The sequence below is a fragment of the Bacillus cereus group sp. RP32 genome (assembly GCF_040459735.1).
Lineage (GTDB): Bacteria > Bacillota > Bacilli > Bacillales > Bacillaceae_G > Bacillus_A > Bacillus_A wiedmannii.
In genome coordinates, this window is the sequence record NZ_JARVHO010000001.1 from 3,021,129 (window position 1) to 3,044,083 (window position 22,955).

The following is a 22,955-nucleotide window of genomic DNA, read 5'->3' on the forward strand; positions in this document are numbered from 1 at the left end:
AAAGTTATTCTTCGAATCTATAATAGATATCTATAGCCCCATCTTGCGCAACTTCTATTCGCTTAATTAATTTCTGAAATACACTGTGCAGATCTTTCGATTCTTCTAACAAAGCAAATGCGTCTCTAACTTCCTGTTTTTCCTTAATTTGAATTTCGATATTACTCGCTTTCCTTATTTCCATCTCTTTCAATCCAATTTCTTTTTCAATCTTCGCATTACGTATGGTAAACGTATCTTTATCAATTCTTTCGTCTTCTAAATACAAATCTAATAACCGTTCTCTCTTAAACTTCAAATCATTAATATCTCTTTTAAGCTTTCTTAGTTTTACATGTAGTTGATTTTCATCCGAACAAAATTCTTTATCTAACTCTCTTTCTTTCTCTTTCAATTTACTTAGTACTAATGCCCTCAAATCCTTATAATGTATCGGCACATGTCTTACACATTCTCGACGTGCTGTAGTTCTGCTCCAATTACAAATCATATATGAATATTCTGTTGCTGTTCCGTTCTTACTTACGTTTATGCTATTTCTTTTACTCATTGCTGTACCACAATGCGCACAAACTGTTATACCTCTTAATTCATTAGTTGTTGATACGCGGCGTTTCTTTTTGAACTTATTAGGATCTTTATCGTTAACCTTATCCCATAATTCATGACTGATTATAGCAGGGTGATGATCTTCAAAAATCACCCACTTCTCTTTGGGATTTATAACTTTCTTCTTCCTACCATTTACTTTTACTGTCCCATATTTCTGCATTATATAGGTACCTTTGTAAGCCGGGTTTTTAATCATCTTGCATAATGTAGAGAATGTCCAAGGAGCTCCTTTCCTTGTACGTGCCCCCTTATCATTTATAGTGTTCGCAATCTTGATATAACCAAATCCTTGTGCATATAATTCAAATATTTCTCTGACAAGAGCAGCTTCCTCTTCATTGATTGCATATTTACCATCTATAATTTCATAACCATATGGAACAAATCCACCAGTATAACCGCCCCTACGTACTTTTGCAGCTAAAGCCGCTGTTATAGACACAGATAATGTTTTAGGTAACTGAGACGCAAACATTGCATACATTTCAAATTTCATATCATTCTTACCTTCGTAATGACTGTCGTACCCTTCCTCAATCGTTATTAGTCTTACTCCGTGTCCTAATAGTATCTCCTTAATCTCTAGCGCGTCCTTTAAGTCACGTGCAAGTCGATGTATAGATTTAAATACAACTGTATCGATTTCTTTTTTTCTAGCTTTTTCTAATACTAACTGTATTGCGTGCCTCTCTAACCAAGCTGTCCCTGATATACCATCATCAAAGTACACAGCATTCTCGTCCCATTCAAAACCATTATTCTCTAACCAATATCTACAAATATCAATCTGATTTTCTACAGAAGAAACCTGTTCATCCTTGTCACTTGATACACGTACATAAACAGCATATGCCACAATTACCACTCCTTATCTTAGTATCCTAACGTATAGTATATTATGTCTGAATTATATAACTCCAGGAGTTATATGACAATCTATTACCAATACAAAAAGACGACTTTCTATAGTCGTCAAAATAAAAATATATAAAACTCGAAAATTTAAGAGGGGGTAAACAATACACAACAACATCCAATAAAAAACAAAAAGAAAAAAGAGCCCCCTCTATAAAAAATATACCTTATATATAATATAAATATATACTCTATATAATATATATTATATAGAGTATATTATTATTAATACTATATAAACAATAGTATTATTATGAGCTACAAGGTACTATTTGCTTTACTATTTAAATGTCCAAGTTCCTGTGACAGTTACAGATGAGTTTCCTCGTGAATCTGTTGTTCCTGAAGCGGACACAGAACCACCCTCACCTTTTCTATTATGAAGTTCTTTAATACCAAGTTGTGCAAGAATCTGATTACCATTTTCCATTGCAGGAAAATTCATTAGCATGTCATTAATAATTGATGAAATAAGTATCCCTTCATTATTTACAAATACACCATTTTTGCTTTCTCCAGCAGAGTGATGCAATCCAACCAACTCCCACGAATCATTATATATAGGAGATCCCGATGAACCTGGTTCCGTATCAGTTTTATATCGTAAAAAATCTGGATACTCTTTATTTAATCCATCAAAAGTATTATTTCTAATTCCAATTTCTTTTTTACGCATACCTGGATGTTGAACAATATTAAGATTTTTTTCAATTGTTAGTGTAACTTTATTACCGTCGTTTGGATTTGAAAAAATGGTATTATAACCCCAACGTTCTCCTGGTAACGCTACATTATTAGATGGATTGTCATCTCGTTTTATTTTATTTACCTTTACTAACGAAAAATCTAAACTTTCATTAGTATAGAAAAATTGCCCTGCATTACAATAATAATCATCATTAGGCTTTGGATTTCCATGTATATCGTTCTCAAAGTTAAAGCGAATTACAGCTTGGTTTGCAGTACTGGCATCTGGGAACACATGATTATTTGTAAGTAATAAATCTTTTCCTACTAGGAATCCACTTGCACCACCATTAGGCAATTCTATAAATGCTACAGTTTTTGATTTTTCAATAGCCATCTCTAAATAAGCTACCGGTAATAAATCATTGGGTCCAATGTGTACTTCATACTCGATTGGTCTATTTACCTTACCTTTAAACGCCCCCTCTATAAATTTTGCCTTTCTCACATTACTTTCTCTAGTTGTCAACATAAACATATCTTTTTCTAATGTCATTTTTCTTACCTCCTTATAAAATTTCAAATTTAGCATTCACCAATAACTTGATTTTATTCAATAATTTTCTTAAACTTTTCATATAACAATTTATTAAATTATAAATTTAATACAATTCATATATAATTATAAGTATATTTGAAATTATTTTTATAACAATACAATGTTATAGTCTTTTAACTTACTTGTGATACCACATATATCTTCGCATATACATCATACTTTACGGCAAGTTGCTCCAGCTTTTTTTGTCTATATTCCGTCACTGTAAAGAAATGTATTAAAGGTATTTTTCCGTTATATTTATTTTTGTAGTATAACGAAAACTCCCTGTACCTGCTCATTTTTTCAGCGTTCACATTCATCATTTGTGTACGATCTATTTCTACAGCATTTAGTGTTCCTTCTTCATCCCGAAACTTCACATCAGGAATAATTGTCTTCTTTTTATCATTTACTTTATAACGTATAGGCGTTTCTATCTGCCAGTCGTCGGGACAAAACAGATAGAGCCATGCTTCATTTCTCATAAGGCTGTGAGCTAATCGACTATTTGGTACAATCTTTTCTATATCGTCGAACAGTTCACGGCCCTTTTTATTTAAGTAATACACGTACTCTTTTTGGTACACTGTGCTATTCACATATGGACTGAGATCTTTTAAAATGCGGTTTGCGTTACGTATACCACCCATATCGTGTACCGCCATTAAATGCCTACGTGTTGCGAACTTCAGCTTTCTAATCGAGGTCAGAATCGTCATCTGACGGTTGATTTTGATATGTGTCTGAATGTTCATCTTTCTTCACCTCAACCTCGTATTGTTTTAGATGTTTCCACATCTGCTTATCACTAATAAAAGGTACCTGCAGTTCTGTTAATCGATCTGTTTTATAAATAGCCCTACCAGGTAACGACGGTAATATTTCTAATCCTGACTCATCAAGGACAACCTCAGATGCCTTGTATGTCGGTAATCTGAATCCTAACTTAGCGTCAGACATTTGCTTTACTACTGATGGTATTGAAGTAACCGTAGGATACTGTGTAGCCAGAATCAAACGAAAACCCAAGCCGCCCGATACAGTTGCTATATAACTAAGCATGTACTGGCACTCTTCCCGAATTTTGTTAACATCACGCGGTAACCCTTTTGCTGGGGCAAGTACAGCACCCTCATCAACAATAATGAAATACCGATCCCTTTCTTTTGTTTCAACTATATTTTTGTATCCATTACCCTTCATGAATTTTCCGCGCTCTTCAATTTTTTTCATAATTTTATTTAGTACATGGTGTGCTTTCTCTACAGAATCAGCAACTTCTAACACTTGTTTCAAATTACTAAACTCACTAAATTCTAGTCCTTTTTCCTTTAAATCAATTAAATACACATGAACATGCTCCGGATTCGCCTCAATCAAAGTAGTAAGTAATACTTTCAAAAACACGGTTTTTCCCATCCGTGTAAGACCACCTAATACCATATGAGGAGTTTTATCGAAGTCATGATAAATCAATCTTTCAAGGCTTTGCCCCATTGGTACACGCCATCTACCTTTTTCCACTAATCCTTCTGTCCATCCCCACTTCTCTGGTATATCCTTATGAAAAACACGAATCATTAATTTGTAATTATCGTATTTGATACGTACAGGTTTATTAAGTCCTTCGCTAACAACGTCCTCAACTTTTTGTATTAATTTCGATGGCATCCCTAACGGCAGCCTATATACATAAGTCGTACTACGATCATCTTCTTTTCGCTCAAGAAAAACTGGATAATGCAGCTTTTCATCCTTCCTAATTGCAATTCCACTTACTTCAAAAAACACTTGTATCTTCTTTCTATCATCCTCTTTACCTTTTAATCTATCATTTACCAAAGCGTATCCCAGCGAAACTGCAGGTATTAATAACAACTCAAGCATAGGGGTTCACTCCTTATATATCCTTATAGGATATAGTTGCTCTTTACTGGAAGAATTACGTACGAGTTATTTTTCTTATATAACAAAATGTCCCATGATTTCAGGTTCCGTTCTTTCAAAGAAACACCATTAGCACATAACGTAGAAGGTACAGAAACGAGCCGGTAACAGTTGTATACATCGTTATACGTGGAAGCCAATGTGGAACACTCATCCCCATTTTCTCGGCTGCCTTCATAGCCACTACAGACAATCCAGTTGCTGTCCAAATTACAATGGCTTCTCCTGCAAGTGGCATATCGAATCCCTCTTTCTTTTTAGTTGTAAACCTTTCGCTTTTAGAATTGGTTGATACTGATCAATAACTTCCTCCCACTCAAGAAGCTCTTCTTCATCCCCGTACAGATCCTCCATGATTTCATTAGATAAACTGTAGTAACCGCGGTATTCTTTATTGTCAAACACTTCATGTCTTTCCATATGCTTTACGATTGAATTCGCTTCACCTTTCCCCCTGGACTCCTTATACATGCTTCTCAGTTCTTTTGACGGATACAAATATGGCGTATCATTTAAATAGTCATATTGCCACCTCATTACTCATCCCCCCACTGTTTACAATCAACTAGATACGTGTCAATCCTTTTCTGTATACCTATCTCGTTATAAGGTCCATAAGGTTCTTCTTCCCCTAATAAATCAACGATATCAATGTAATGTGGATGTTGTAACATATCATGCTTTGCAATGTGATTGTATATACATTCCACTTCCTCATAATCATTAGCCTCCGCGTGCATATTAAACAAAGTTTGCGATGGATAAAGTGGCATGCGACTTAAATACTTATATCCAGGTCTCATTAGTCCTCACCTTTCCCCTCTTGATGTCCTAAGTACCACTTGGTATTCCTCGTGGTCTTGATATAGGTATATGACTTGGAGAATTATTTTTGCACGTCCACACCAATTTTTTTCTTTCTAGCTTGTACTTTTTATAAAGGAGTTTATTTCTGTATATAGAAAGTAAATTCTAGAGGTGAGCGTATATGAAGTTTAAATGTAGACTCAAGGTAATCTTTGCAGAGCTTGATATTAAACAAAGTGATTTTGCAAAACGTATCGGAGTTGACGACTCTACCCTTAGTGCAATTGTTCGTAATCGTACTAAACCTCGATTCGATACAGCCTATTTAATCTGTAAGGAACTTGGTAAGCCAATCGAGGAGATCTGGACCATCGAGGAGTAATTCCTCCCCCTCCAGCCTAAATAAGTTTTTAATCTTTATTTTGCTTTTTACAATTGACTTTGGCGGTTGGCCGACAATCATGGGATGAGGGTACAGGACAACGGCTAGGGCAGAAAATGACTACCTTACAACGCTTCAAAAAATAAAAAGCGTCGTAAAGTAGACGTTCTGTCAATCATGGTCTATCGGGTTAAGGAATCCGTATAGTAACACCCTGTTTAAACGCTGTAATTTCTTACACAGCTGACTTTTTACAGATAAAGCTTGTCCTATCTGCAGAAAGAACCAGGAAAGGAAATGCACTACTGGCGTATCCTTCATTACTCGTAACCTATCATTCTTTCATTATCAGCTGCTACCCGTGCCGTAACACGCCAAGCAACCTCCGTACCGTTAATGGCCGTACTCGCCTAGACTCCTAACAACGCAAACAAGGAAACGTTATTCGTTAGGACGCTTAACTTTCTGACATTGGCTTAGCTAACCTGTTCAAGTTTAACGAGTGTTAGGTCATTCCTCGTGTGGATCATCCCCTTAATTACCTAAAAAAGACAATAAGAAACTAGACCTCGTGTATATCTGTTTTTTTGAATAAAGATATTCACGAGGCTGGAGATTGTCCGATATTCAATTAAAGAAAGAACTTATAGCACATGGGCTATAAGCATATTGATAAGTAAAAGAACAGAAGCTACAGTGTAGAAACCATAAAACCAAATACAATCAGACCTTGTATCTAAACCGAAATAGTCATTTATTTTTTTCATCTAAGTCGCTCCACTTTTTCGATTACTCTTTTGACTTCATTTACAAATGCTTCACTGTGATAAAAAAATAAATACAATCCACTTTTAAGCTCGTTAAAGCAAACAGATATTTAATCATATTTTTTCGTGTACGCCACAGTGTATAGCTTTTTATTGGTTTCTAAGTAAACATAAATGTCAGTCGTTGGTGGTAAGTTTTCACCCTCATCTCTGGACAGCACTTTAAACATACAAATTTCGTCTCCATAAAAATCAATTTTGATTTGTTTTTGTATTTTTTCCGGAAGTTGTTCAAACGCTTTACATTGCGGACCGCTTAATAAATCTACAATACTTTTTTCACCATGCATTCTTCGCGCCACCCTTCACATTTATATAAAAATATGACTTTAGGAGTAAAACTTTATTAGTAATAATATATAACTCTAGGAGTCATACGTCAATAGTCTCCCTAAAAAAGTTTTACTTTAATATGTAAATTGTGTAAAATGTAAAGTAATAAACGATCGGAATGAACGGAGGTATTACCATGAGTTCTATGGTATTCACTTTAGGAGAAACAATGGCGGAAATCGGGATTACGAAAAACAAGTTATCCGTGGAATCCAAGGTACGCCCAGCCACTATTAGTAATCTAGTGAATGGTGAGGTTGGCCTTGTGCGTTTTGATACGTTAAAGTCGATCTTAGATGCTTTAAACCAATTGGCTTCAGAAAAAGGTATTGATAAAACGTACCAAATTGAAGATGTTGTACAGTACATAAAATAAATGTACTGTTTTTGTTTATGTATATATTTCGCAATACTCTGATTTACTTAACTAGTGGTATTTAAGGAGGAGAAATATGGAGACAAAAACAACAACTGATGGCAATACGTACATCATTGAAGTGGAACAAAAAAAGAGTTCCGTTAAAGAAAGAGTTGGCTGAAAAACGTTATTAGCATTCAGCATTTTCGGTATCATTTTTTCTGTTGTTTTAGGTATAACTATAATCGGCCTACTCTTTGCAGTTCCCTTACTTCTTTGTTCAATAGGGCTTATTTATGCAACATTTGAAAAACAAGAAATACAATGTCCTAACTGTAATCACAAGCAAAGAATTACAAAAGGGAATGGATATTTTCATTTTGGAAGTTGCAAAAAACGCACTTTAGTAGAATGGAAAACTTTTAACTAGTAAATTACATATTTTAAAATTTGTTTGAGGTGACTGCATTGTTAGATGTAACAAAAATCCAATCAATAATTGAGAAACTCCAAAAAGAAAAATACGACATCCACAGCTCTCTAGTAAGCGTATTGAGAATTGCAAGACAGCGATTAGACATTAAGGAAGTTTTATTTTTAGAATACAGTAATACCGAATTCCTCGAGGCTAATACTAGAGCGATTGTGAGTAAGATAAAAACACTCGCGGACAAAACAGGGATTTCTGGTAGGGATTACGGCCGAATGGTTAAAGAAACACATATGCTTTATATAGACGCAAGAAAATGTGATGTATACGACTTTTCAAAAAAAGAAATAGTCCACGATCAGTTACTAACAGCACCTCTTCCTGGACTCATCTCAGAAATTGAAAATTACCAAAGATTGTTGGCATCGAATGTGATTCCCTCTGGGCTACACCCCCAAGACTTGTACTTTACAAATCTAGAAAAAAACAAGTTAGATGCTATATATAATCATCAAATTACCGTTATAACCAACACATTGAATAATACCAAATTATTTATGCTTAACTACTTAATGGATTTGGAAGAAATATTAAACACTACCGAAGGGAATAAACAAATGAGTACACAACAAACACTTAGCATCGATAATAAAATCGATAAAATTTTTATCAGTCACGCTTCAAAAGATGTTAAATACGTAAAAGAACTAGTAGATCTTCTTAATGATATTGGTGTTCAAAAGACCTCAAAAAGTATTTTCTGCAGTTCGTTGCCTGGATACGATATTCCACATGGGGAGAGCATCTATGAGTTCCTTAAAAACGAATTAAACAACAATAATATTATGGTGTTATTTGTACTTTCAGATAACTACTATCAAAGCGCCCCTTGCCTAAATGAAATGGGCGCTGCATGGATAACATCAAAAAAATATACTACAGTTCTTACGCCTAACTTTAAATTCGAACAAATTGTTGGTGCAATTGATCCTACTAAGATTTCGTTTAAAATGAATGATCCAGTTGGATTAGATAAATTTAGAGACAGCATTATTCAAACATTAGAATTAGAAGATACAGATTATAAAATTTGGCAAGAAGATAAAGCTAAGTATCTCTCTACAGTTTCTACACTTGCAGATCAAGAAGCATCCACTCAAAATGTTAGTATAGAATTAGAAAGAGTTAAAAATCAGGGTGAAGACGCAGTAGAGTTATCTTTACGATTTATCAATGTTACAACACAGGTTATTGAGTTCAGGTATATCGAGATTGAGTTAACTGATGAAAATGGGGAGAAACTCGAAATAGTAATTGAAGAAGACGAAACTCTTAATGATATGCAGTTAATGAGTAAAGAGAACAAAGTTATTAAAAAGATATTCCCATATGATTCATCATCCACTTTCCGTGTTAGACGTATTGTAAACGAAAAAACTAAAATCAATTTCGCTATTGTATAAAAAACAAGCCTTCTAATTAGAAGGCTTGTTTTCATATAGTTCTTCAGCTTTTGATAATGCTTCTAAAGCACTGCTTGGTGGGCTGAAGAACTTATCTAATTCTTCCTTACTAGTAAAGTGTTTCGAAGCTTGCTCAATAGAAGTTCCATATGCTGGTTCAATGTTAAACTTGTATTTATTTGTTTCTACCACTTCAATGTCATTCACTTTACAATTCAGTAGAGCCACCGCACTAAATAAATTAAAGGTAGCTCCATATAAACAATAAATCTCAGTCTGCTTATATTGGAATGCCATACCGTCACCATCTAAAAACTCACTTGTATTTAGCGGGCCATTTGTTGTAGTCGTAAAGTTATTAATCATTACCGGTATTTTATAAGGCGCGTCCTCGATCAAACATGTATATAATTGATCAATAAGAAGTAACCCTTCTTTATCAATCTCCTCTTGCGGATTAAATTTCACTTGTAACTTTTTACTAATGGCCAATACTTTTTCCCAATAGCGTAATGTATCATCAATAGATCTTTTTTCATCTATTTCATTCATTATAGGTGTTTGAATTTCACCTGATAACTTTATTTTCCCGTTCAAGAAGCCTATGTATAACTTTATCATTTCTATAATTTCTTCGATATCAGTAGCTTTTGAAAACGTCAAATTAATATTAAATTTCACATCGTGAGCTTCTTCATCAATTGTTAAAATGATTTCAAGCGGACCAGGATCTACAGTTTTAAATAAGCTTTTTTTCATATCTGCTAGTGGTTGTCTCTTCACATGAAAAACTTTAGTTATTCCCATTTCTTCATAGGTAACTTCTAATGGATTTGGTTCAGGAAACGGCTCTGGCACTATCTCAAATTTAGTTTCACCAGGTATGATTTTTTTTGACTGGAATGGCTTTTTTACTAAGTCTGTTATTGGTTTCGTTTCTCCATTTATTTTTATATTTTCCCCATCAGTTTGCACTTTTTGTTGTGTACGATATAAAAATTCTTGCAGCTCATCTGGAGAATTAAGTTTTAATCCATTAGGTATTTTCATCTTTAAATTTGAAATCGTTAGTTTGAGTTCAGAACCTTCTTCAGGAACAGCTTGTATATGCTGTTCATCTAGAGGAACATATTTTAACCCTCTAGGTAGATCTTTACTTAATGTGTCCAAAACAGCCTGTGGTATTTTGGTATATTTACTCTCATCCTTTTTAAACGCTTGTTTAAAATTTGAAAACATAAAATCACCAATCCTTTACAATATTTTCCCAGACAATTATCTTAGAAATTAACAACATCTTCTCAAAACTATCAATGTTCAATTCTTCTATTATAAAATGAATTAGCAACTCTCGATATCGCTCATCTTTTACTATCAAATGTTTGATATCTCTGTATTCAAAATTCAACCAAAACTCTGGATTTTGTCCTATTGTATCTGAGTAACTTAAGCGCGCTTCCGGCGACATATGATCTGCAGGGATTAATAGCGTTAAATCCTCTTGCGTACTTAAATCTGGAATATAGCGCCATTCCCGTTCATCATGAAAATTATGTTTGGACAAATCATCGTCCTCATCTGAGTTCCTCATCATTCCTTCTAGAGGCTTTAAATATAATAAATTAGTTAAAAGAAAGTTTTGATACTCTGTCAATACATCGTCGCTTTCATTCATACTTCTCAATGATTTTGTAAATAGTTCAGCAAATTCCTTATGATATGGCGAATTAATATTTATGTATTGAATAGGCTGCACACCAGCATTGATTCCCCAGCTTTTTTCTAATCCTATACCAAAGCCTCCATATTTTATCATATGGGGATTAAGGCGCTTTAAGTGTATATCACAAAAACATGTCATGGGAAAACAAATCGTCTTTTCATCCCCTAACCCATACACCTCAATGTTTTCGTCATTATATCTTGGAGAAAATGCCTTTCTTTTTAATATTTCAGTTAGCCATTCAAACTTCTTTGTAAAATTAAATAATGTATTAGCGCTCTGTTTAGACGATAAATCATTTTCAGGTATTTCCTCATCTACTTTTTCAGGAGGATCGATTTCCATCATTTTATTTACAGCGTCTATTTCCGTTATTTGACCACCCATTAGTACAATCTACTCCCCTATCACAAAAATTTATATAGACAAAATCATAACATACATAATAAGCAACATTAATCTAGTTCATCCTCATTCACAAGGTACTCTTTCCAATCTGTAAAACTCTTAAAAACAATACGATTACCGTGTTTATTTCTTTGATATCGAGCTTGTTTTTTTGTAGGTTTATCTACAAAATCCCAATGGCGATTTCCCTCTTTTGTTATTGCGTAATATATACCATCTCTTTCTTCAATGAATTCTATAGCTTCATTAAACGTATATGGACGTGCATATTCACTTCCCAGTTTAACTATAAAGTAAGGCTCATAAGGATATGGACCATACTGACGACCTTTTGAAATTTGTAAGGCTAAGTCAATCTTCCTAGCTCCATGTTCATCAAAAAACGCTCTAAAATCTTGAATTCTTTGTTCTGTAAGATACTTAAGCTCTTCATCGGTTATATAATTAATTATTTTTTTCTCTTCATCGGTAAATCTATCCCATGATTCTAAAGGCGTTAACGCTGTAAAGCCATATTTCGCAACGAGAGACGACAACATTGTATCCTTATCACTTTCATTCGCTACGGCCTCTTTTACAACGTTACCTTCATCATCTAAATCCTGAATAATAATACGTTTTTTCTTTAACTCATCTGGAATATCCTTAGGATTGATTCCTATATACCCTTTGTTTGAAGCGTATGATATTAGTGCCATTTCTTCCACTCCCCTCCAATTATATTCTTTTTCCATAATAACAGAATAAGGAATTATTTGTACATTTACAATTCCCTTTGAAGACAATTTTATAGGTGAAATATAACCTCGTAACAAGAACATTCATTCGTTTATAATGAACATAAATCACACGAATCGGAGGATCATCATGGAAAATCATAACTGGGGAACACCGAAAATAAAAGGGCGCGATATGGTGAAATGGCAACCTTTCGCAAGTATGCCGGAGCAGTTTGTAGGAATTAGAGAAATACTTAATGATTTGAATAAAGTACCGAAACCAATTGTTAGCGAAGATATGCAGGAACAACTACAAATTGGGCTTGTACAATCATTACAAACTAAAGAAGAAATACTCATTTCTTACTATCGTGACGGAATGGTACACGACATGTACATAAATGTGTTACATATTGAGCCGATGACAAGAACGGTATACTGTACATATGCATTTATTTGGTTTGAATACCGAATTTAAGTTTGAAGAATTAGTGAATATAAATTAAAAAGACCGTCTCTAAATGAGGTGGTCTTTTATTTACTGCTTACCTTACTCTTAAACAGCTATACTCTATTGTCCAAGCCTCCCTCCTACTCTTCGCATAGCATGTACTAAAAAGGAGGTACGTGCTTAATATGTCAAACTATTATTACGACCGTTCACATAAGTGTTATCGGAAGAAACGAAAAAAATGCGACTGTGATTGTCATTGTGAACCTCGCTATCAAACGTATACATCCGGCCCTCTATTCCGTAATGCAGACACTGATTTCATTCAAGTTTCTGCACTTAATCAGACAGACGAACCGCAAACTGTAACTATAGCAGTTCAGAATTACCAAGATACGTGTGATGGTAATGTATTCCCTTCATATGGTTATCTTTGTGGAGAGTTAATTAATGATGATAACGGTGGTTCAGATGATGAAGTAGGCAATAGGAATGGCAACGGAGGGTGTATCTATTGTGAACCTGGAGGAGTCACTCCGTTTGTTGGACCTGTTACATTTACGATTCCACCACGACAGTTGTTTAGCTTGCGGGTGTTCCGACCACAAGACCCGCATCAACCGCAAGACCCTACGTACGTTGTTCGGGTGACGCGCCCAGGCGACCCGATTAGCCCGACAGATCCTAGTCACCCCGTTACCATAAACACATGGGGCATTAGCTTTGCGGGAGTAATTCAGCAAGGGAATACGGTGTTGAACGGGCAGTTTACGCGGTATCCAGGTGACCCGTATATTCCAGGCGATCCTCATTAATACAGAATAAATAAAAAAAGCCGTCAAATGACGGCTCTTATTTTTATTTAACTTCATAATACCAATATTTTTTATCCAACCATTCTTTTGCGGCTTTCAGCTGTACATCCGATGTTGGATCTGTGACGATATAAGCTAATCCATCCGGCTCTAGTATGAACTTACCAGTCATCTTTAACGATGTAAGAGCTTGCATCGCATCAAGTACTTCATACGGTGAAAATGCTCCTGTTTGAATAATGTTTTGTTTGGGTACCTCCGCTTGTACTTGCTTCTGTGCTGCTTCAGTAAGCCAAGACAACGACTTATTTCCAATTAATTCGTTCAAATCACACTTCCCGATACCAGGTACATTTCCTGTTTCCGTATACTGCCAAATGTCACAAGGATATGCAGGTTTGTTACCGCCATAACGCGGAATCCATACAAAATCACATTTTACATTCGCCATACCAAAAGGCGCATACATATGATGGCCAACATATAAACCAACTTTTTTAGCTCCTAATCGGTATAACTCTTCGATAAACGCCTGTGTACCTGCTCTCATGTCATTCATTGTTTTTACTTCTACATCAGCCACCCAAACTGTAGCGCTCTTGTCACCGCGGTTCCAGAAATCTTGTGCTTCTTTCTTCGCATCGGCAATGGAAACGAAACGGCAAAATGCATAATTACCAAAAGGAATACTATGCTGCTTCATTGCTTGTACATATCCTTTATACAATGGATCTACGTAATTGGAGCCATCCTGCACACGAGCAATTACAAAATCTAAATACTGTTTTGCGACTGGCCAATTAATATTTCCGTTCCATTTTGAAATATCTACGATTTGTCCCATAATAAAGTCCCCCTTAGTTTAAATCATGTTTTTCAAGCACATCTTTTTGCTGCAAACCTTTACTAGATAAATAGTTGTTTTTCCAAGCCATGTACAATGTATAGCCTCCAGTAATTACAGCTACGATGTTATTTGCTAATTCATTGCTGATTGTCTGGTAACCGACTAAGTTCAAAACACTATTAATTACGGCAATAACCAAGATGATGTAACGTGTAATTGATGCATTATCTAAATTTTTCATGTAACCACCTCCTCTCATTTAAGAAAATTTAAAATGTTAAATAATAAAAGGACTGCCAATGACAGTCCTGAAATCCATATCGATATATTTGCTTTTTTGTTACTTTCCAACTTTTCTTGCGCTTGTTTCAAATCACGAATTTCCCGATCACGAAACTTAAACATTTCGTCTATTTCGGTACGTTGCATATAATTTTTTTGATTATAGTCTAACTTTTCTTCTATTCGCTTAACTGCAGCATTCATTGTTTGAAGATGCACTTCTAATTTCGCAATACGTTCGTACTCTTTTTGCTCCACCGCCACCACCCCTTCACTTATAAAAAACAAAAAAGACCAGCCGCAGCTGCTCCATTTACTTAAAGCAATTAAATTTCCTGTTACCTTTACTCACTTATTCAGAGAACGTGCCTTGTCGTTCTTGTGAAGCTTGTGCAATCTTATCTAAACAATCTTTACAAATTTCTTGATTACCAATTCGTGTTGTATTTGTATTGACGTTACAAATATCACAAAACCTTTCTGCGGTACGAATAAACAAGTTAGAAGTATCAGAGAATATCTCCACCTTTGAATTAGGCTTAATCCCTGCTGTTTGTAACTTGTCTAGTGGTACTTTTATTCTTCCGTCTTCCCCGACTATCGCTAAAACACCTAAAAAATTACTCATGTTATTCCCTCCCTTATTTGTTACGAGCCTTGTACGAACTTCCAGTAATTATCATAATAATAAAGGCCAAATCCTTTATATCCATTACCCATCCACAAATTACCCTGCTGTGAACCTGGAGTAATACCTAACGAGATGAATCTAATGGCTGGAACTTCAATTACTGAGTTGAAATTTGTTCTTTTTGAATTTACCCAAAGACCATCTTGAGCTGTAATACCTACATGTCCTTGTGCTGTTATACGGACATTACTTTCAGCACCGTTTAAATCTATAAAACGAAAGTAAAATCCGCTACCATCTTTGTAAATCGTACCAACATTCCGGCCAGATCCATCCCCCTGACCGAATGTGATGTAAGGATTAAGGGAGCTACTGTTATATTCATTTTCAAAGCCCATTATCATTTTAGCGACGCCTTGATTCACAAATTTTAATACCTGATTCTGCATATGAATATGTTCTTTTTCATTACTTGTTTTAATTGTCATACCCTGCAATAATCCAGCTTTTAACCAAGACGCCTCGATTTTACCAACCAAATCAATTAGTTCCGCTTCAATTTTTATTCTTTCAGCTGTTTGATTGATAACAGAAATGATGTTTCCATTTTTAACTTCCGCTAGAATACCTTCATCTAATACCTTTAAGCTTGCCTCCAACTGTTTAATATACGAAACTTTCGCAAACGTTCCGTCTATCTCTTCTTTAAGGTATATCTCATCTCGTTTTGCGCTAAGTTCAATACCTTGCTCGTTAGCTAAAATTTTCCGTTCTATATCTGTAACCTTTAAGTTATAGTCTTTTACTGCAACCCTTTCAGCGATCTCCCTTAATAAATCTTCTTTTTGCTGTGTTACGTTATTTTTAAGCTCCGGTATTTGGAAAGTAGATACATATTCTTCTACTTGTTTGCTTGTAACTCGTCCTTCTAGCGCTTTTTCTGTTTTTTCCCACACAGTTTTTACTTGCGCAGCCACATCAGGAACAACGACGTCCCATACTTCACCGGTCCACCGTTTAAGTACCCCAGGTTTTCCATTACTTATGTCCTGCCACATTGTTCGACCTGCTATTAACCCCGTTGTTGGTGGATTTACGCTCTCTAGAATGGCCGTTTGATAATTCTTCAAGTTTTCTTCTACTTTTTCGGCAAGTGTCTTTGCCGTCTCCGATTCTTCTTTTATTTGTTCAATCTTTTTTTCGTTTTCTTTAATAGATTCATTCACTTGTTTCTCAAGCTGTTCAAGCAAATCTTTACCTACTTTACTTCCTAAAGAACTAATGAGCCTGTTATACATTTTACGTAATTCTTCACTTTGATCCACGATTTCGTAGTAGTCACCAAAGACGTATTTATCCTGCTCAGGATCTTTAAATGACTCGTCACCAGCAATCGCACGAGCCTCAAGATAAAGACTAGGTTTAAACGATGTATCTTTAATACGAATCGTGTCACCCTCATTAATTAACTCGTGTTTTAATCTAAAAACTCTTCCAATTGCTGCAGCATCTACCTCATAGGATACTGACGCATTTACACGTTTTTTCATTTCTATTTGTGTTAAAGTTAATAACCTTTTAGGTGACATATTCTGATCTTCTGTCTCCGGGGTGTAGAATCCGAATTTGTGTTGAGAATCCTCATTCCAACGCTGGAAAGCGTCGTTATCTACCAGGTAAAGTAAGTTATTGTTTACACTTTCAATTGTAATTAACTTTTCGTCTTCGCCTTTTACAAAAGGTAGTAAAGCGGTGCATATGTTTTGTGAATTTTCTTTCCGAACAATTCCTTTTAAATCTTTCCCGATGGTTACTTCTTTTCCCGTCTCTCTACCACGTTTTGTAACCATATCTACGTATCTTCCAACGATACGTGAGCCTATCATTTCTACACGGTATTCAATTTCTAAATTAAATAATGATGCGGTATCTTTTAATAATTTTAAAGGATTGATAAACTCATCGATTGTCATCGTATGAAATCCGGTATATTCAATGGTACCTATTTCCCACTTAGTTCCTGATAAAGCTATTGTAGCGAATTCGTATGCTGTTTTAGATTCAATCCGTTGCGGTTTGATGTATCCAGCCTTTGCTAATAAAATCCATTCAGCGGAAGCGTACACTGTGACAGCATTCTTTTCTGTATCTTTTGCAATTTCGGTAATCACGTAAGGTACGATCCTGCCATCCCTTACTTGCTTCAACACTAGATTTTGCTGCATTAATGCTGTGACATGTTTTGTTCCATCAAAAACAGTGAAGTCCAACGTATCTACATTGTTTTTAATTTCCCAGTGCCTTTTATCGTCCCAGTAATCATCTGGTCTAATGGCAGTCACAATTCGTTCTGTTTTAAAATCAACAACATGCAAAATACCATTAAGTTTACTCATCTAAACATCTCCCTAAATGATACTGTCGCTTTCCCGATATCAGGCGGCATAATGTCAATCCTGTTATTCCCACGTATAATCGTAGGAAAATCACTAAAAACGTCTTTCAAGTGTATAACGTCTTTCCCGTTTACTGTAACGTGCGCGTTCTCAGTATCAATTACCACTTTATCTCCAGGATCAAAAATATATGGACGTGTATTTGCACCTACACTGTTCACCTTCCAAATTTTCAAATCATCGATTTGCATTATATTTACAGGGAAGTGTCTACCGAGTGTACAAATAGCTAACATCACCTGGGCTATTTTCCGATCCGTCATCGTCCCAGTTCCTTCATCTGTCCAATGATTCATAAAAAAGACATCGTCTACTTCTGTACCCTCTTTAAACTTCGACATAAACACAGACCAACGACGACCACGTCGTGCGATTCTAAGGCGTCCATAAAATTTGTTAAACATGTTAGGATGTGCACCGCTCGTATCAGCTAACTTACGTATACTTCCAGGAGTTGCGGTATTACCAATTCTCATATACGCCTTTGTTATCTCCGCATCACCGTATAAATCATTCATATTAATACGAGCTACTATATCTCCCCTCTCATCAAGAAGAAGGACTTCTACCTTTCCCATTTGATTAGCATGACTCGATTGCAAGTGCATCCATGCTTCCATCTCAAAATCCTGTAATGGTCCGCCAGGTATGTTTTTCTTGACAATTCCACCATGAAAACCGTTTGTAGGATCCTCCCCGTAATCTGGACAGTAAAAAGCAGAACCATCTTTCACTTTTAGTTCGCCAGTTCCTTGCAAATCTTCTACAAACCCTTTAACGGGTGTCCAACCTACTATGCTCGACAGCTCGTCCCATAGTACCCGCTCTCGTTCTTGTACGGGCTTTTCTTCCGCAACTAACGGATATCCTAACCGGAAATAATTTCGATCTAACGGATAATCCCCAAACCATACGTCCAAAAATGTTGATTGTTTATTGACATCAATCTCAATTAAAGCCGGTGACTCTACGCTGCCGTTATTAACAAACCGAGAAGTGATTTCTGTAGACCATTCCTGTTGAAAATTATAAGTTTTCATATCGCCTAATTTGTATGGAAATAGACATACAATTGTAATAGTTCCCTGGTGAATATTAGATTTTTCTAGATTTTCTTCTGCCTTTTCTTTCACACCATAATACGTATACTCGGGCTCATCAGTAAATTTTATTTCTACAGGGGTATCTGTATATAACAGTTTATTCAATTCATCCATACGTTTTCTAAGGTCCAAAAGAGAGACCCCCTTGAGGGAGAAATCAATCTCAATCACCCTCTTGGGAGTCCGTTTTCCTAAATAGTATGATCCAGCGCGTCGAGGTACTGATAATTCATAAATTTCATCACTTAGAACGCCCCGACCACGTATGTCATTTATCATAAAAAGCCCTTTTTCATATTTATTTTCAAAATATTTTTCTACGTTTATTCCGTTAAAAATTAGCAAGTTCAGCCCTCCTTAAAACGCGCTTTTTCGTTTTTTAATTGCCTCTTGCTCATTTGATACATCTTCTACAAATCTATTAAATTCTTGTTTCCCTAGCTGTATATTGATATACGCTGGTTGTCTTTCTTTATTTGCTGGATTTGTAGTAGTTCTAGTATCATTATTACCTACACTTACTTGTGGTCTAGCTGTCTGGTAAGCACCTAACCCCCTTGGCATTCCGTATACCGTCTCCACTTGCATAGCCTCTGGCTTCATCCACTCAGTCATTTGTTCTGTAGTTCTTTGTACCGCACCCTTCATTGCATCAATACCGTTTATCCAGCCTTTCATCATATTGACACCAATGAAATCCCTGAACCAACGACTCGGTGAGTGAATCGATAACAGACCAGAAATTTTGTCTTTAATCCCATTTCCAATGTCCGTAATTTTATTCCAAATTGCTCCAGCCATAGAGCTTATCCCATTTAAAAGCCCTTGCATCATATTTCGTCCTATGCTTCCTAAATCAATGCCACTTAAGAATGACTTCACATTATTGAAAATTTGCGTCACTGTGTTATAGATAGAACTTAGGATACTCGATGTTGCTGACCTTGCTGCATTCCACATTGAAGAAATAATACTACCCGCTGCGGACATCGTTGATGAAATGACCGAACCTATACCGGAAAAAATTGAACTCACTAGAGAACCTATAGCTGAAAGAACACTAGAGAAAACCGATTTCACTAGATTCAGTCCACCAGTCACGACCGCAGAAATTAAGTTTATCGCTCCCTGGATAATATTTCCGATTAATGACATCACGCTCGATGTAATGCCCTTCACCGCGTTCCACGCTCCACTCCAATCTCCTTTTAAAACCGAAGTGAAAAGCTTTATTATGTTGGTGATTATCCCAATCACAGAGGTGATTATGCCCATAATTGCCGGGAAAACTGCTTGGACAATCGACAAAATAAATTGAATCGCCGGGATCACTACGCCTTTTATTATTGTGGCTAGTCCTTCAAGAATCGCAGTAGCTACGGGAATAGCCGCCTGAATTATCGAAACTATAACCGGGAAAACCGCCTGGACAATTTGTAAAATCAAAGGAATAACCGTAGTCGCTATGATTGAGATTACCTGGCCTAATAATTGAATTATTGGAATCGCAATGGAAATCGCCGCGGCAATAATCCCAGCTATTACCGGGAAGACCGCTTGTACTGCTTGAAGAATCACCGGAATCACTGTTGTCGCTATGATTGATAGAACCTCGCCAAATCCTTGAATCAGCATTCCTGCTATGCTAAACGCCGCCTGAATTACCTGTAAGATAATAGGGAATGCAGTTTGAAAAGCCTGAAGGAATATCGGTAAAACTGTAGTCGCAAAAGCTGTAAACATTTGAGATAAAAATTGTAGCCCTTCACTGATCAACGGCATAATTTCTATAGTTGTAGCAGCAAACATACGGATAAGCTCCGTAACCATAGACATGACTTGTTGTATGACCTGACCAAACTCAGTAAATAATTCAGCTGCTAACGGTACTACACTTTGTACAATTTCACCAAAAAGACTTGCAATTGTAGCACCAAGTTCACCAAAGGCTGCACCTAGCTCCGCAAACGCGGGGCCTAATGTAGCAAAACTTTCCGCTATAACTTGACCTGTTTTTTGAAACTCTGGTGCTAGAGGAGCAAAAGCTTGCATAATCCCCTGCGCCATTGACTGAACAACCGGTAAAATGGCCGAAATCACAGTAGAAAAAATCTGTTGTATCGATTGCCATGCTGACATAAATGCTGATTTTACTTGATCGTTTGTGTTTATTAATTTAAAAATTGTGGCCCCCAATGATGCTACAATTGCTATTACCCAACCGACAGGTCCTGAAACCCCTAAAAATGTTAATCCTAATCGTACAATCAGCGGTGTTAAGGTTGCTATTGTATTTCCGATAGAAGAAAATGACATTTTTATAAATTCAATCACTGGTGAAATAGAAGAACCTATCCCAGAAAAGGCCGAACTTAAGCCAGAAATCGTGGAAGAAAAAGCTCCATTTATACTTTGACCAATTAACATGAATTTTGACTGTATAACAGCAATTGCTACGTCAAAGGCTGTACCTATAGCACTACCCATCGCCGAAAATTTTGCAGGTACCGTTCCAAGGTACGTTCCTAAAGAATCTAGTGCCGATTTCATAGACTCGATAGCTGACACTGTCCCACTTTTTATTGATTCCCAAGCACTATTCACGGCATTTCGGAAAGTCTCGTTATGCTTATAAAGTTGAACTAGCGCTACCCCTACTAAAGATAGAATCGCAATAACCGCACCTACTGGCCCTAACAATAACGCGAATCCTGCTCTTAATGCTGTAAAAGCTGACCGTAGCATTACCGCTGCTTTTGATGTTCCCGACATCCATAGCATAAGTTGACCGAGAGTGATAATCGCTCCACCAATCGCGTTAATAACAATCCCCGCAACCGTAGCTACAACTAAAAAAGCCGTAGTAAATGCTACTACGGAAGCGATCATAGTCTGCACAGGAGCTGGTAATTTTGTAAATGCGTTTGCCAGTTTTTCTACTACTCCAGCTACCACCATTAATGCAGGAGCTAACGCATCGGTAAATGCACGTGCCGCAACATCTAAAGATGCTTCCATCTTCGTTAATGCTCCAGCCCATCCTTCAAGCATTGAATCTGCAGCTTTTTTTGACGCGCCATCTGAATTCACTAAGGATTGTGTTAACGCGTCAATCTTTTCAGGTCCTGCGGATACAAGTGCCATCATACCTGATACAGCTTCTGTACCAAATATCGTCGCTAACGCCGCACCTTTTTGTGCATTTGTCATACCTTCCATTCCTGTTTTTAACTCACCAATAATTTGAGAAAGTGGCTTCATATTCCCTTGTTGATCCGTAATAGATACGCCGAGTCGTTTTAATTCATTTGCTGCTGCTTTTGGTGGCTTAACTAAACGTAGCATCGATGCACGAAGCGCTGTACCAGCAGTTTCTCCCTTGATACCAGCGTTAGACATAATACCTACAGATGCCGCAAGCTCTTCCATTGAAATCCCTAACTGTGCTGCAGGTCCTGCTGCATATTTAAATGCGTATTGCATATCTCCTACACCAGCAGCGGTTGCATTTGCGGCGGTCGCTAACACGTCAGCAACATGTGTACTTTGACTTGCTTCCATACCAAAAGAATTTAAAGCTGACGTAATCGTATCGGCAACCATTCCCAGGTCTTCACCTGACGCTGCAGCCGCACTCAACACACCAGGTAATGCAGCGGTTGCTTGAGCCGAATCGAAACCTTTCGCACCCATTTCAGCAAAAGCTGCTGCTACCTGACCTGTTGAATACACAGAGTCTTTTGCCATATCAAGAATCGCTTTCTTTACTTGACCGTAATCACCTGCAGTTAAAACAGCTGCTTTACGGGTTTGCGATTCAAATTCACGTGATTTTTGAATCATACTCCCTAAAGCAAAAGCCGACGCTGCAGCCGCAGGACCGAATGCATTTTGCATTGTTTGTCCTGTTTGCTGTACACGTCGGCCCATTTCAATTGCTTGGTTACCTACTTCTTGAAATCTAGCCCGCCATCCCGAGTAATCTGGTGGCGGTGGTGCTGGTGGCGCTGGCGGTAATGGTGGAGGTGCTGGTGGCGGTGGTGTTTGGGGTGTTGGAGGTGGTTTACTAATATGCTTAAAAAATGTGTTCCAAGCCTGCGTTGCTTGTCCAAGGTTACTTATTAAGTTTGAAATATCTGCAATCACCTGAGTTTCTAC

At 36.6% G+C, this 22,955-nt stretch carries 22 protein-coding genes and 2 pseudogenes; 5 read left to right on the forward strand and 19 right to left on the reverse strand.

All coding sequences use genetic code 11. The annotated features are described in order from the left end of the window. Positions 1-4 precede the first annotated feature (4 nt). The 7 genes from QCI46_RS15475 to QCI46_RS15505 form a co-directional block, all read right to left on the reverse strand. Positions 5-1,468, reverse strand: a complete 1,464-nt coding sequence (locus QCI46_RS15475) for a recombinase family protein (RefSeq protein WP_353840778.1) — start codon at positions 1,466-1,468, stop codon at positions 5-7. Positions 1,469-1,807: 339 nt separating this feature from the next. Continuing rightward, positions 1,808-2,770, reverse strand: coding sequence for a trypsin-like serine peptidase (locus QCI46_RS15480; protein WP_353840779.1), 963 nt, complete (start codon positions 2,768-2,770; stop codon positions 1,808-1,810). A 176-nt stretch (positions 2,771-2,946) separates the two neighbouring features. Next, positions 2,947-3,570 carry a replication-relaxation family protein gene (locus QCI46_RS15485; protein WP_353840780.1) on the reverse strand — a complete coding sequence of 208 codons (624 nt, stop codon included), beginning with the start codon at positions 3,568-3,570 and terminating at the stop codon, positions 2,947-2,949. Beyond that, complete coding sequence (locus tag QCI46_RS15490) at positions 3,512-4,702, reverse strand: FtsK/SpoIIIE domain-containing protein (protein WP_353840781.1); 1,191 nt, start codon at positions 4,700-4,702, stop codon at positions 3,512-3,514. Before QCI46_RS15490 ends, QCI46_RS15485 begins: the two co-directional genes overlap by 59 nt. 115 nt (positions 4,703-4,817) lie before the next feature. Beyond that, positions 4,818-5,000 carry a hypothetical protein gene (locus QCI46_RS15495; RefSeq protein WP_353840782.1) on the reverse strand — a complete coding sequence of 61 codons (183 nt, stop codon included), beginning with the start codon at positions 4,998-5,000 and terminating at the stop codon, positions 4,818-4,820. Continuing rightward, entirely contained in the window at positions 4,973-5,299 is a 327-nt protein-coding gene (locus QCI46_RS15500) for a hypothetical protein (RefSeq protein ID WP_353840783.1), read from the reverse strand. Before QCI46_RS15500 ends, QCI46_RS15495 begins: the two co-directional genes overlap by 28 nt. Further along, entirely contained in the window at positions 5,299-5,565 is a 267-nt protein-coding gene (locus tag QCI46_RS15505) for a hypothetical protein (protein WP_353840784.1), read from the reverse strand. The genes QCI46_RS15500 and QCI46_RS15505 overlap by 1 nt, the downstream gene beginning before the upstream one ends. A 185-nt stretch (positions 5,566-5,750) precedes the next feature. Here QCI46_RS15505 and QCI46_RS15510 point away from each other — a divergent pair, with 185 nt between their 5' ends. After that, positions 5,751-5,951, forward strand: a complete 201-nt coding sequence (locus QCI46_RS15510) for a helix-turn-helix transcriptional regulator (protein ID WP_000669091.1) — start codon at positions 5,751-5,753, stop codon at positions 5,949-5,951. 644 nt (positions 5,952-6,595) lie between these two features. On the opposite strand, the gene QCI46_RS15515 is transcribed toward QCI46_RS15510, so the two are convergent. Further along, a complete protein-coding gene (locus QCI46_RS15515; RefSeq protein ID WP_353840785.1) occupies positions 6,596-6,718 on the reverse strand; it encodes a DUF3961 domain-containing protein in 123 nt (40 codons plus the stop codon). Between the two features lie 110 nt (positions 6,719-6,828). After that, complete coding sequence (locus QCI46_RS15520) at positions 6,829-7,068, reverse strand: hypothetical protein (RefSeq protein WP_353840786.1); 240 nt, start codon at positions 7,066-7,068, stop codon at positions 6,829-6,831. Between the two features lie 179 nt (positions 7,069-7,247). Here QCI46_RS15520 and QCI46_RS15525 point away from each other — a divergent pair, with 179 nt between their 5' ends. Continuing rightward, entirely contained in the window at positions 7,248-7,487 is a 240-nt protein-coding gene (locus QCI46_RS15525) for a helix-turn-helix domain-containing protein (RefSeq protein WP_353840787.1), read from the forward strand. A gap of 450 nt (positions 7,488-7,937) precedes the next feature. Beyond that, complete coding sequence (locus QCI46_RS15530; protein WP_353840788.1) at positions 7,938-9,362, forward strand: toll/interleukin-1 receptor domain-containing protein; 1,425 nt, start codon at positions 7,938-7,940, stop codon at positions 9,360-9,362. 12 nt (positions 9,363-9,374) lie between these two features. Here QCI46_RS15530 and QCI46_RS15535 read toward each other — a convergent pair whose 3' ends face one another. From QCI46_RS15535 to QCI46_RS15545, 3 genes are all read right to left on the reverse strand, one after another. After that, entirely contained in the window at positions 9,375-10,601 is a 1,227-nt protein-coding gene (locus tag QCI46_RS15535) for an abortive infection system toxin AbiGii family protein (protein WP_353840789.1), read from the reverse strand. A gap of 4 nt (positions 10,602-10,605) precedes the next feature. Continuing rightward, the gene (locus tag QCI46_RS15540) at positions 10,606-11,472 is read right to left on the reverse strand and encodes an abortive infection system antitoxin AbiGi family protein (RefSeq protein WP_353840790.1); all 867 of its coding nucleotides are present in this window, start codon (positions 11,470-11,472) and stop codon (positions 10,606-10,608) included. A gap of 68 nt (positions 11,473-11,540) precedes the next feature. Beyond that, complete coding sequence (locus QCI46_RS15545; protein ID WP_353840791.1) at positions 11,541-12,191, reverse strand: hypothetical protein; 651 nt, start codon at positions 12,189-12,191, stop codon at positions 11,541-11,543. A gap of 169 nt (positions 12,192-12,360) precedes the next feature. On the opposite strand from QCI46_RS15545, the pseudogene QCI46_RS15550 reads away from it, so the two are divergent. Further along, positions 12,361-12,718, forward strand: a pseudogene (locus QCI46_RS15550) (YolD-like family protein). A 538-nt stretch (positions 12,719-13,256) separates the two neighbouring features. Beyond that, positions 13,257-13,478, forward strand: a complete 222-nt coding sequence (locus QCI46_RS15555; protein WP_353840792.1) for a hypothetical protein — start codon at positions 13,257-13,259, stop codon at positions 13,476-13,478. 43 nt (positions 13,479-13,521) lie between these two features. Here QCI46_RS15555 and QCI46_RS15560 read toward each other — a convergent pair whose 3' ends face one another. From QCI46_RS15560 to QCI46_RS15590, 7 genes and pseudogenes are all read right to left on the reverse strand, one after another. Beyond that, positions 13,522-14,322 carry a GH25 family lysozyme gene (locus QCI46_RS15560; RefSeq protein ID WP_353840793.1) on the reverse strand — a complete coding sequence of 267 codons (801 nt, stop codon included), beginning with the start codon at positions 14,320-14,322 and terminating at the stop codon, positions 13,522-13,524. 13 nt (positions 14,323-14,335) lie between these two features. Further along, entirely contained in the window at positions 14,336-14,566 is a 231-nt protein-coding gene (locus QCI46_RS15565; protein WP_353840794.1) for a phage holin, read from the reverse strand. A 14-nt stretch (positions 14,567-14,580) separates the two neighbouring features. Beyond that, positions 14,581-14,865, reverse strand: coding sequence for a hypothetical protein (locus QCI46_RS15570; protein WP_353840795.1), 285 nt, complete (start codon positions 14,863-14,865; stop codon positions 14,581-14,583). A 94-nt stretch (positions 14,866-14,959) separates the two neighbouring features. After that, positions 14,960-15,235: an AbrB/MazE/SpoVT family DNA-binding domain-containing protein gene (locus QCI46_RS15575; protein ID WP_353840796.1), complete on the reverse strand. Its 276-nt coding sequence runs from the start codon at positions 15,233-15,235 to the stop codon at positions 14,960-14,962. An 899-nt stretch (positions 15,236-16,134) separates the two neighbouring features. Next, positions 16,135-17,634: pseudogene (locus tag QCI46_RS29910) on the reverse strand (phage tail spike protein); the annotation flags it as partial. Then, the gene (locus tag QCI46_RS15585; protein WP_353840798.1) at positions 17,631-19,142 is read right to left on the reverse strand and encodes a distal tail protein Dit; all 1,512 of its coding nucleotides are present in this window, start codon (positions 19,140-19,142) and stop codon (positions 17,631-17,633) included. The gene QCI46_RS15585 and the pseudogene QCI46_RS29910, both read right to left, overlap by 4 nt. 12 nt (positions 19,143-19,154) lie before the next feature. Next, complete coding sequence (locus QCI46_RS15590) at positions 19,155-22,943, reverse strand: phage tail tape measure protein (protein WP_483299030.1); 3,789 nt, start codon at positions 22,941-22,943, stop codon at positions 19,155-19,157. Between the last annotated feature and the right edge of the window lie 12 nt (positions 22,944-22,955).